This is a genomic window from Mangrovimonas xylaniphaga (assembly GCF_001280435.1).
Taxonomy (GTDB): Bacteria; Bacteroidota; Bacteroidia; order Flavobacteriales; family Flavobacteriaceae; genus Mangrovimonas_A; species Mangrovimonas_A xylaniphaga.
On the sequence record NZ_LBIP01000027.1, the window covers coordinates 1 to 12,446 of the forward strand.

At 40.3% G+C, this 12,446-nt stretch carries 2 protein-coding genes; both read right to left on the minus strand.

Translation table 11 applies throughout. From position 1 onward, the window contains the following. On the minus strand, positions 1 to 665 hold a 665-nt coding region (locus ZA06_RS16145), incomplete at its 3' end, for an HYR domain-containing protein (protein ID WP_157503304.1). A gap of 247 nt (positions 666 to 912) precedes the next feature. Continuing rightward, positions 913 to 12,105, minus strand: coding sequence for an HYR domain-containing protein (locus ZA06_RS16150; RefSeq protein ID WP_157503307.1), 11,193 nt, complete (start codon positions 12,103 to 12,105; stop codon positions 913 to 915). Positions 12,106 to 12,446 lie beyond the last annotated feature (341 nt).

Below are 12,446 nucleotides of genomic sequence, written 5' to 3' on the forward strand. Positions count from 1 at the left end.
ACGGTATATGTAATTGTGGTTGTCCCTATCGGGAATGTATATGTTCCGACCTGTCCAGAACCGGTATCGTTTACAGCACCGGTCATTACCCATGCAATTGAGCTTACGGAACAATTATCGTTGAAAGTGGCATCGGTGATGGCCACGTCCACGGTACAGTCTCCAGAGGTATCTGCACTGGTTGTTGTATTGACCTCGGCAGCAGCGGCTACGGAAGGGCTTTCGTTATCGGTAATAGTAACAGTAAAACTACAGCTATCTATTGGATTTGAATTTACATCAAAGGTATTATAGGTTACAGTGGTAATTCCCAAATTAAAATTTTGACCGCTGGCATCATTTTTGTCTGTAGTTGGGCTTGAGGCAATAGTGGCTCCAGTTAGTTCCCAAGTAACGATATCTTCGGTGCCATCTGCAAGAAATCCAATTCCATTTACAATTGAAGAACAACTATTAGCATCTGTACCTTGATTGACATCAGCAGGACATGAACCGGTCAGTGCCATATTGACTTGGATAATTTCAGTCGCCTGAATTTCTGTATCCATCACGATGGAAACAGTATTTAAACTGATGTACTGGTCTAATTGATTTGTTTTAGCGTAAGAGAAATTGACAAAAATAAGGATGGCCAATTGAACATAGTAGGTGTAGACTTGTTTCATATTCACTAAATTGTTTCGGACGGACCCGCACAGGTTTAAATGTTGGTTTTACGGGTTTTACGTTGTTAAACATTCAATGAGGGAGGTACAAACATACTATGCCTACATTTTATGGGTGAAAAATATTCGATAAAGTGCAATTATATCTCTATAAGTGTTAAGATGTTCATAATGATGGGAATAGGAGTTTAGGTGAATTGCGAAAATCACCGATGAAGTGTAAATGAGATATTAATTTGTAAGATTTTTAATAATTGATAATCAGTTTTTTGTTGTAAGAGCCTTGTTCTGTGACTAGTTTAACGAGGTAGCTACCTTCTGAAATTTTACTTATAGGAATTCGTAGCTCATTGCTCATTTTGGGAGTATTGGTCATATTCCATGTTTTAACCGTTTGGCCAATGGTATTTATTAAATAAACTTGTTTGACTTTTATGTTTTCAGAAGTTTTGATATAAATGTCATGAGTGCTATTTAAATAATTAATCATAATTTTCTCTTTGTTAAGTTCTTCCAAAGACAGGGCATTACTGTCTTGGAAGGTAATATAAAACCTATCTATATATTCTCCTTCGTTTAGAATGGTTTGAAAACTAATATTATTGATTTGAGAATATGTGCCTAAAAGTGAGTCGTAGATATATACATCAATATCTTCTTGGAAGTTTTTCAATTCCATGAGAGAGATTTCAATTGTTCCTGCAGTTGCAATTTTAACAATAAAAGGGTATTGTTTGGAGGAATCAAATTCACCTACACCTTGAATAACAAAAGGCTCCTCATTGATTGACCAAGAAATGTCTGATGGATATGAATCTCGGTTTCGGGCATCGTATCCGTAATCGTACCCATCGGTAACAATTGCGTCCGTAACAAACCCTAGTAATAAGGTTCTTAAACTTCCTTCTGGTGTTTTGGCCCCAAGCAATATTTTTTTTGGGAGTGAAGATGAATTTTGACTTTGTTGTTCTTGATTATTGGCCTGCCTTAAGAAAATAGATTCGTTAGGGTTAGCTTCTCTTTTAAAAAATCTCTGGTCATTTTCAAATTTAACGTTTCCCCCCATGCCTTCTTCAACTGCAGTTGATACAAATCCCTGTCCAACAGGAATAAATAGTCCTGGTTTTAAGTCAGAACTACCCAACCCACTAATCCAAAAACCATCAGTAGTGACATATTGAGAAGATATGGGAGGCACACCTTCATCCAATAAATTGTATAGAGCAAACCCACCTTCGTATTCTTCAAGGTTATGAGAGTCATTTGTGTTATAGTGAATCCAGAATTGTAATGTTCCGTCGATAGCATTTGAGCTGCCGGGGTTTGCATTCGGTCCAGGGATATTGTCTTTTATAAATTCCTCAACATCCATAGCCGAAGGGTAGGGGTTTCCCAAAAAGATTTCATCATTTGCAGCCAAAGGGTTTTCAATTAGTCCATTATGGGGAATTCCCTTAAAGACATAGTTCTGGTATCCATTGCTTGTTCCGCTTCCCTTCATTGTGTATCCTATGCCAGTTTCTATATTTCCAGTATTACCCACCCGAGACCATACGGAATAAGTGTTTGCAGCTCCATTGAACTTATAGATCCAACGACTACTCATGGTTATGGGAGAGGTTGGAGAGGCATCACGCTCACTAGTCCATGTAATGGTCTTGGGGTTTGCAGAATCAGTCCCGTCTAAGAGTACTTCTCCTACAGAATAATCGGAATTTAATCCAGAATTTATAGGACTTACAGGGGAACTCCAATAATTATAGTTATATAGGTTGTAAGTTCCTTGTTGATCCCTTTCTATGAATCCACTACTATTGGGATCTAAAATACTTTCACTTAATTGAGAAGGAGTATAACGCTTTTGTACAAGCTGAGATTCCCCAATTAAATCTATGACACCATCAAGTTTCAAATAATGTGAAATAATAAGACCATTTCCTGGATTATTTTCGTCTTGTGGTACATTACTGTCGGTTATGGTTAATTCATTACTATTCACCAATAATCCAAGTAACTGTAATTCTACATCATCAGGGTTGTAAACTATATCATGGGAAGTAATAACTATGTTCCAATCTATGGGATCACCATTAATACCCGTAGAGTTTGGATAGTCCCAAACACTGTGACCCCAAAGCCAAGGAGAGCTGGCAGATGTGTCCATCCAATTACCATTGTTATCTGATGTATAAGGCAAAGGGGCATTTTCTTCTTGCCAAGTAGTGATGTTTCGCATGCGTCCATCTTGGGTTCCCGCGTTTGGTATTATATATCCACCAACAATATCTACCGTTTGATTCATTTGGTAATAGCCAGTAAAGTTTGCCCATGTTAATCCAGGAGCGTCAATTGGGACAACAGAACCTCTTATATTACCACCGATGTTTTCAACCTCTTGGTTCATCATAAACCTAATCTGTTCAACGGTAAGTGCGGTGTTCCAAATACGCAATTCGTCCATCCAACCTGTAAAATAATTTACAGGGTTGGGAGTTCCTCCAGAGGCAGCCTGGTCCATGGCTCCCAAAATGCATTCAAAATTATTATTGATTGGTGTGGAGCCAGTAGCTGCCCCAACCAAAATCCCATCTACGTATAAATTATATGTAGTTCCATTAAAGGTAACGGCTAAATGATACCATCGGTCGGTTCCAATAGGATCTGAGGCTGTCAGTGAACCTCCATTGTTCCAATTAAAGGAAAGCATGTTGTTTACAAGTCTTAAATCATAACCGTGAACCATATTGGTGGCATCGCGTTTAGAAATAATGGTTTGTACTGAGCTGTTAAAGGCTTCTGATTTTAACCATAATTCAATACTAAATGGCCCACTAAAATCATAATAATTTCTAAAGGTTACATTGTCATCAACACCATCAAAATCCAAGGTACTGCAATTCGTCAATGTAACTATCATAGTATCTGAAGAAGGAGAACAAGGAGACCCTTCGGCAGGTGTAACGGTCCATGTTAGGGTATAGGGACCTTCTTCATCCCCGGTAAATGTGGTGTTGTACGCAGAAGGGTCGGCAAAGCTATATGTGCTTGGGTCCTGGCCAGAGGTTACCGACCATTCTCCAGTTGAAACCAAATTTATTGTTTCTTCCAGATTGTCAGGATCGGGTATAGGGGTTACACCTGTCAACTGTTCAGCTGCAAGGGTTACCGTATTTAAACCACACTCGGCCTGACTAATTGTGATATCCGGACCAGCATTGGCCGTATCGGTATCATAAACTATCAAGTCTACAAATTCGGAGTTGTCTGAGGTTACTTCGTATCCACATGAATCTACTAAATAGGATGTTACTGCATAAGTGTGAACACCAGGGGTTGGAGGAATGACAGTTATACTGTTTTCGTAGGATATTACAGTTCCAGGGACAGCAGACCAAATCAAAACATCTTCAATTGGAGGGGATGGAAATGTTAATCCATCTATGGCCCAAAGACCATTTGTACTTGTTCCTGTATAGGTGAATTTTATCCTTAAGTTAGGCAAACCGTTGTATTCCTCTAGATCAAATGCAACTTCATTAACATTAAAGGGGTTGTAGTTACCCGAACTGGCAGGCCCACTAATGTTTTGTAGGACTTCAGTGTAGTTTGCTCCACCATCTAAAGATAGTTCTACTAATATTTGATCTCCTGCGTAGATATTATAGGCTTGAATGAATTCAAAAATAGCATCCTCCAACCCAAAAGTGTTAAAAATAGGGGTTTCCAAGGTTGAAGTCACAGGGCCTCCAACAATACCGAATTTAAGTTCACCTGAATCCAAATGACCAATTACAGGGAATGGGTGATCATTAGTACCTGACCAATTGGTAGGAAGTTTTATGTCATCTCCCGAAGCGGTCCACCCACCTGGGTTACCATCAACCAAAAAGCCATCAGGGTCTTGAGTGTTAAGTTGCCCTGTGTTGAAATTACCTTTTGTAATGAATTGACCATTTGCAATACTGCTTTCTGCACTTAAAGTAGAAGGGTCCCCTAAACAAAGTGTATAGGCCGATACTGTAACCGGATTCGGTTTTAAGTCGTTTGGAACCACACTTACTACCGCGGTAGTAGAGTATACTTGACCGCAGGGTCCGTTTTCAATGATTACACGGTAAATAGTAGTGTCTATAATTTCTGAAAAGTTATAAGAACTTGAAGTGATAGGATTTCCTTCCTCCAGTATAGAATACCAGTCAAGTCCTCCATTATTTGAATACTCCCAGCCAACAATAGAACCTGTTTGGCTAGAAAGGTTTAGTGTTCCTCCTGAAGATTGACATATTAATACTGTTGAAACATCATTTACCTCTCCATTAGGGCCAATAGCTGTTCCTGTTAAAGTCCCTCCAGAAGGTTCTTCATATAATGTTAGAGAATTGGAATGAGAAACAGCTACACAACCATCAGAGGCAGGGATGGTGTTGGTAATAGAATATATTCCCGCACTACTTGCTTGTAAGTCTATTATTCCAGTAGTAGGGTTTAGGGAAAGACCCGCAGGGCTAGACCAGAAGGTTCCTGCAACACCGCTCCCACTGAATATAGGAGTGGGATTTGTTGTTTCAGAAAGGCAATACTCGTTATCATTATAGGAGAAAGTTGCCTCAGGTAGCGGGTTTATACTGATTGTGGTTGTGGCTACGACAGCTTCACAACCATTAGCTTCAGCAATAGTATATGATATGGTATATTCTCCAACAGTACTTGTATTTGCTGTAATTTGACCTGTGGACGAATCGATACTTAGCCCAGCTGGACTTGAAGTAAAAGCACCACCACTGCTATCTGTTTCGGATAAATTAACGGATATTGGGGAGGAGTCAGTTTCACAATATGCAGGTTCGTTATAACTAATATTGGCGGTTGGTAATGGAGAAATTGTAACGTTGGTGATTGTGGAAACTTCGTCACACCCCCCAGAAGCTGGAGCAGTATATGTTACCACATAGGTGCCAGGATCACTTGAGGAAGGGGATATGGCACCGGTTGAAGGGTCAATAGTTAATCCGGCAGGCGCGGAATATGTTCCGCCAGTATAGGCATTGGTCCCACTTAAGGTAACTGCTTGTCCAGTTGCAATGTTATTGCAAAATGGACTGTCTGAATAGATTATGCTTGCTGTGGGGAGGGCTGTGACTGTCAATATTTTCGGAGAAGACGAAATACTTGGACAAGTCCCTCCAGGTCCTGAAATTACAACATAATAGCTTCCTGAATCTGAAGGTGTTGAATTTGAAATGGTTAATTCGGGGGTGTCTGCACCTGATATGTTTCCACCATCACTCAGGACTATGTCAGGACTTCCCACTTGGTACCATTCATAGCTTGTAATAGTTCCTTCAGCATCCACGCTAAAAATAGCATCGATACCTTCACAAATTTCTAGATCTGTAGATTCACTAGTAATAGTGATTTCCTGGTTCACATTTAAGCTGAAAGCATTTGAGGTTGCAGGCGTACAACTACCGTCACCACTAACAATCACGTAATAAGATCCTGCATTGCCAGTGCTTACTTGTCCAAAACTCAAAGTGCTGGATGTTGTATTGGCAGTGATACTAATATTGGAATTTGGAGTGATAGGAGTGCCTCCTGGAGCTGTGCCGCTATACCATTGGAAGGTGAGATCATCACCGGCTCCAATTACTGTGAAACTCGCTGCTTCACTAGCACATACTCCTAAATTCTGAGGTTGCGTCGTAATAACCGGTGGTTCTTTAACAGTAATAATTCCTGATATGGAGGCTGATTCGCAACTACCCTGTGTGTTTACGGTATAGTTGAAATCTCCCGATACACTTGGTATGCCCGAAATTGTAAATGTTGAAGTTCCATCAAAATTTTGAGTTGCTCCGGAAGGAAGACCGCTTGCTGTAACATTCGTAATGTCTCCTGAAACAGTAAATTCTATAGGATCTAAAGCATCTACCAAACATATGGTTTGATTAATATTGGTAGGGGTATTGATAGTTGCATCAGGTGTAACTGTTATGGTTGTAGTGCTAGAAAGTGTTTCTTCACATGATGGAGACGCAACGTAGGCAATACTTAGCAAATTATAAGCTGTATCGGTTGTTAGATTCCCGGTGTCTATTGTGAAAGAAGCATTCCCAGAATCATCTGTTGTCGTACTTAAAGTTTGATCGGCACCAGTATCGATATCATATGTTATTGTAATATCACTGTTAGGAAATGCCATGGCTGAAATTGTGATTTCCGAACTGGTATTCTCACAAATTGTGGAGTCACCTGAAATACTTATGGAAGCAAAAGGCGTGTCAAGAACGGTAATATTTCCAAGGGTATTGGCTTGAACACAATTTCCAATAGTCTGTACCGTATATTCGAAATCGCCGGCATCGCTTGGGGTTCCTGAAATAGTAAAGGTTGAATTGACATCGTCATAAACTAAGCTTAATCCAGAAGGAAGTCCAGTAGCGTCAACATTTGTAATGTCTCCTGTAACATCAAATACTACTGGGTCTAAAGTGTCCCCTAAACATATAGTTTGGTCATTGTTTGAAGGCGTAGTGATGGTTGCATTAGGAGTAACGATTATGGTTGCTGAACCTGAGAGCGTTTCTTCACAATTTGGTGAATCAACATAGGCAATGCTAACCAAATTATAGGTGGTATCTGCTGTCAAGTTATCTGTATTAACAATAAAGGAGGCATCTCCAGAACCATCGGTTGTTGTGTTAAAAGTTTGGGGAGTAACTCCATTGATATTGTAGGTAACCACAATATCGCTATTTTGAAAGGCAGTGGTCGAAATAGTGATTTCGGAACTAGTATCTTCACAAATCGGGGAGTCTCCTGAAATAGCTATGGAAGCTGAAGGCGTGTTAAGGACTGTAATGGTACCTGATTCTGAAGCCAGTTCGCAGGGACCTGTGGCTTCAACCGTGTAGCTAAAGGTTCCAGCTTCATTAGCAGTTCCTGAGATTGTAAACAATGAAGGATTGCTGTCATCGAAGTCTATTCCTATTGGCAAGTTTCCACTAAGTGCTACATTGGTAATGGTGCCTCCAATTGTAAATTCTATGTCGTCCAAAGAATCTCCCAAACATATGATTTGATTGTTATTTGAAGGAGAGCTAATGGTAGCATCAAGATCTACAGCTATGGATAGTGAATCAGGAAGGGTTTGTGGACAAGTGGGGGTTTCCGCATACGCAATGCTTAGTAAATTGTAAGTGGTATCTGCTGTCAAGGCTCCTGTGCCCAATACAAAAGAAGCATTTCCAGAGCCATCGGTGGTTAGATTGATGGTTTCATCAGTACCTCCATTAATATTATAGGTTAGAATAAGCTCTTTATTGGGGGAGGCTGTAGCTGAAAAGGTAATTTCAGAACTATTACCTTCACAAACAGGATTTGTTCCGGTAATACTTGCAGTAGCGGTTGGATCTTCCAAAATAAAGATTTGCATTGTATCGATTACAGTTCCTCCATTAGCGCAAGTATTATTTGTAATATTACCAGTGGTATAAATTGTAATTGTAATGATGTCTCCCGGATTTGTATTGTTGGGCAGGTTGTAAGTTGGATTTAATTGTCCATTAATACTTCCATTTGGGTAACTAAAACTACCTCCGTTTACAGATGCTGACCAGTCAAAGTGATTTTTATGATTTACAACTCCTCCAATAGCCCCTTGCAGTTCAACAGAAGTTTCATTTGAACATATATATTGATCAGTGCCAGCATTTACATAGGCAAAAGTGTCTACGGAAATAGGTAGGCTAACTGTTGAACTGCCACATGGGTTTGTGAGGGTTGCATTAATGTTTCCTGTAGATGCTGTTGAACCCGCTGTAACAGTAATTTCCTCTGTACCTTGGCCTGAAGTGATTGTGAATCCAGTAGGAACAACCCAATTGATATTAGTGACATTCGAAGGGTCTGAAATGCTGATGCTGTATGTTTCTGTAGCAGGGGGACAAATTCCCGTAACTCCAATAATTTCTGTTGGTGTTTCAGGTGGCCCGGGAAAAACAGTAATGGTACCACTTGAACTTGCCGTACCGCAGCCGGTTGTGTTTACTGTATAGTTATAAGTTCCAGATGTAGTTGTTGAACCATTAATAGTGTAGGTATTGGTCCCAGAATTGTAAGCACCCGAAAATCCAGCTGGCAAACCACTAATAGTAGCACCAGTTGCACCGCCTCCTAAATTGAATGTGATTTGTGAGATGGCCTCGTTAAAACAAACTTCCTGATCGGCATTTCCTGAACTTAATGCAATTGTAGCATCGGGAATGATTGTAATGGTGATTGAGTCTGTATTATAACAGCCCGTGGATGAATTTTCACCTCTTACAAAGTAAGTTGTAGTGCTGCTTGGGGTGACATTTGGAGAAATTGAGTTAGCACCATTATCAGCTTCAGATTGCGTTTCGTGATAAGTAAGGGTAGTGTCCAAAGAACCGGAAGCAATTGTACTCAAATCAAAGGAAGTTCCTAAACAAATATCTTGATCTGTGCCAGCATTTACAGTTGGCAGGTCGTCAATAGAAATTTGAATACTAGCAGTACTATAACATCCAGTTCCTAGTTCACTTCTAACCCAGTAAATTGTTAAAGTGGTAGGAGATACTGTTGTAGATATTGCTGAAGTACCATTCTCAGCATCAGTTTCATTTTCATAAAAATAAAGCATTCCACCACCATTATTGTCTACTAGGCTATTGAGGTCTATACTGGATTGCCCAGAGGCACAGACCGATCCATCGGAGGTTGTTAGAGCAGGTAATGGGTTTACTGAAATGCCTATTATGTCGGTTACATAACAACCAGAGGCTAGTTCACTTCTAACATAATAAGTTTCTGGGCTGGTTGGGCTAACAAGGGCTCCAATTGGATTTAAGTCATCATCAGCGTCTGATTGAGAGCTATGAAAAGTAATTGTTGTACCAGTGGTAGTAACCAATGAATTTAAATCGACAGAAGACTGCCCTTCCCCACAAACGGATGCGTCTATTGCACTAAGCGTCGGTAATGGATTTACCGTAATAGTTACGGTAGCTGTATTTTGGCAGCCATTGGCATCTGTTCCAGTAACTGTATAGGTTTGCGTGGTTGTAGGAGAAACTTCTCCTTGTTCATTGTTTACTCCAGAGGCCGTCACACCAGAGCTCCAAGAATAGGAGGCCGCTCCACTGGCATTGAGCGTTACGAGGTCTCCATAACAGATTGTGGTATTGCTAGGTGTAATAGTGACTGTTGGCAAAGGATTGACGATTATTTCAATGGAAGCAGTATTTTGGCAGCCATTGGCATCGGTTCCTGTAACTGTATAGGTTTGCGTGGCTGTGGGTGTAAAGGCAACGCCGTCCGTTAACCCTTGATCCCAAGAATAGGATTGAGCTCCAGTTCCCGACAGGGTAACCTGATCTCCAAGACATATTTGAGTTTCAGAAGCATTAATACCAATTGTTGGAGGGGCATTAACCGTAATTGAAATACTGTTACTTATGGCTGTGGCAGGGTCTGGACATTGCACACTAGGATCAGGGGTCATGACCAATTGAATTACGTCACCATCATTCAAATCACTTGCAGTATAGGTGGAAGTCGTTGCTATTTCAATTGAATTACGTTGCCATGAAAAGCTAGGATTTAGCCCCATATTGAAAGTAGAACCCTCAATGTTTGAAAAAGTAACCGATTCCCCCTCACAAATGGTATTGTCGGTAGCTTGGATAACTACAGAAGGAGTAACAGTAGTGTTTACGGTAAGTGCAATGGAGTTACTTTCCACAGGGCAGGCAAAACTATCGGAAGTAATCTCAACTTTTACTTGGGTACCATCTGTTACGGGATTGTTTAGTGTTAATTGCGAGTCTGGTGATGGCCCAGAAACTATTGTAAATCCGGATCCGGTATTTGTGTACCAAGTATATTCCACACCATTGCCAGCATTGTTGGGAGTGGCATTGAAGGTAATATCCTCATTAGAGCAAAGGGTTGTTCCCGTAGTACTTGCAATGGCAACGGAGGCTGAAGTACTGTTGTCTGTAACCGTTACTGTCGCACTACAGGAACTGCTATTACCAGCTGCATCCTCCACAGTTAAGGTGACTGTATTGTCACCTATATTGGAGCAATCAAATGCTGTAACGTCCAAATCCCAACTTACAATTCCACAATTGTCATCAGAGCCAAAATCAATATCACTTGGTGCGATAGTAACAATTCCAGTTGAAGGGTCTAATGCAATATTTGTGTTTTGACATTGTACGTCAGGGGCTTCGTTGTCGGAATTAACACTTACTAAAAAACTATGTATAGCAGAGTTTCCTTGACTGTCAGTAGCACTATAGCTTATGGTTGTGTCTCCTTCGGGGAACAAATCTCCACTGTTGAGTCCTGTGCCATCCGTTCTGACAACCGTTACCGAACTATCACAATTATCTGTTACTGTAGGATCTGAAAAGGTGATGGTGGCTCCACAGGCTCCAAGATCCATTGGAATGTTGAGTTGGTCTGCTGGGAGGTTAGCTAAAATGGGATCTTCGTCATCGGCATCAACTGTTACTTGAAAACTGTAAGTTTCAGAATTTCCGTTAGAGTCAGAGGCACTATAGCTTATGGTTGTATTTCCTGTAGGAAAGATGTCCCCGCTGTTAAGTCCTGTGCCATCCGTTCTAACAACCGTTACCGAGCTATCACAATTGTCTGTTGCTATGGGATCTGAAAAGGTGATGGTGGCTCCACAGGCTCCAAGATCCATTGGAATGTTGAGCTGGTCTGCTGGGAGGTTAGCTAAAATGGGATCTTCGTCATCGGCATTAACCGTTACTTGAAAACTGTAAGTTTCAGAATTTCCGTTACTGTCAGTGGCAGTATAGCCTATGGTTGTACTTCCTGCAGGAAAGAAATCTCCACTGTTAAGTCCAGTGCTATCTGTTCTGACAATCGTTACTGAGCTATCACAATTGTCTGTTGCTGTAGGATCTGAAAAGGTGATAGTGGCTCCACAGGCTCCAGGATCCATTGGAATATTGAGTTGGTCTGTTGGGAGGTTAGCTAAAACGGGAGGTAAATTATCAACAACAGTAACATTTGCCGTACATGTTGTGGAATTATTTGTGTCAGTAATGGTTACTAGAATTGTTGAGGCTGCATCCGCACAGGTAAAACTATAAATGTCTAATACGAAATTGGCGCCAGTATTGGAAGGATTAATGTTTTCCGGTAGAATGGATACATTCCCAGTATCGTCTAAATATACCTCAATATCTCCGCAAGATGGATCGGCTGCCAAAAATAGAGCGGAGGTTTCAGAAGTGTCCTCGTTGAGGTTTGTATTTATAATGATAGAAACATCATTAAGACTAATGTATTGATCTAATAAATTGGTTTTAGGGAAGCTGAGATTTGAAATTAATAACAGCACAGCCAGTTGGATAACGCTTGGGTAATGGTATTTCATAGTTACATTGTTGTTAATAGGGTTATGAAAACCTGGGGCAAACAATACCACAACAACCAAAAAGCAATCTCAAAAAATCTTTTGGTTATCGTAGAAACAATGGCTATTAATCAAGCTGTTACTTGTATTAGGAATAACTTAAAAGTATTTTAAAACCAGTAGGTTATGAAATAAAATCGACAAACAACACCTTTCGACTTTGTGTGTTTTTTAGGGTAGGAATTTTATATTAGTTTCGTAAGTTTAATCTGTAATTGATTGATTTGTAGTTGTTTGATTGTGTTTGGTTTGGAGGGAAATAGAATCTAAATTATCTCCGATTTTAACTGAAATTTATCTGT

Bases quoted from the DNA above. Each gene is read 5' to 3' on its own strand.
- ZA06_RS16150 (WP_157503307.1), bottom strand. From the start codon at position 12,105: ATGAAATACCATTACCCAAGCGTTATCCAACTGGCTGTGCTGTTATTA.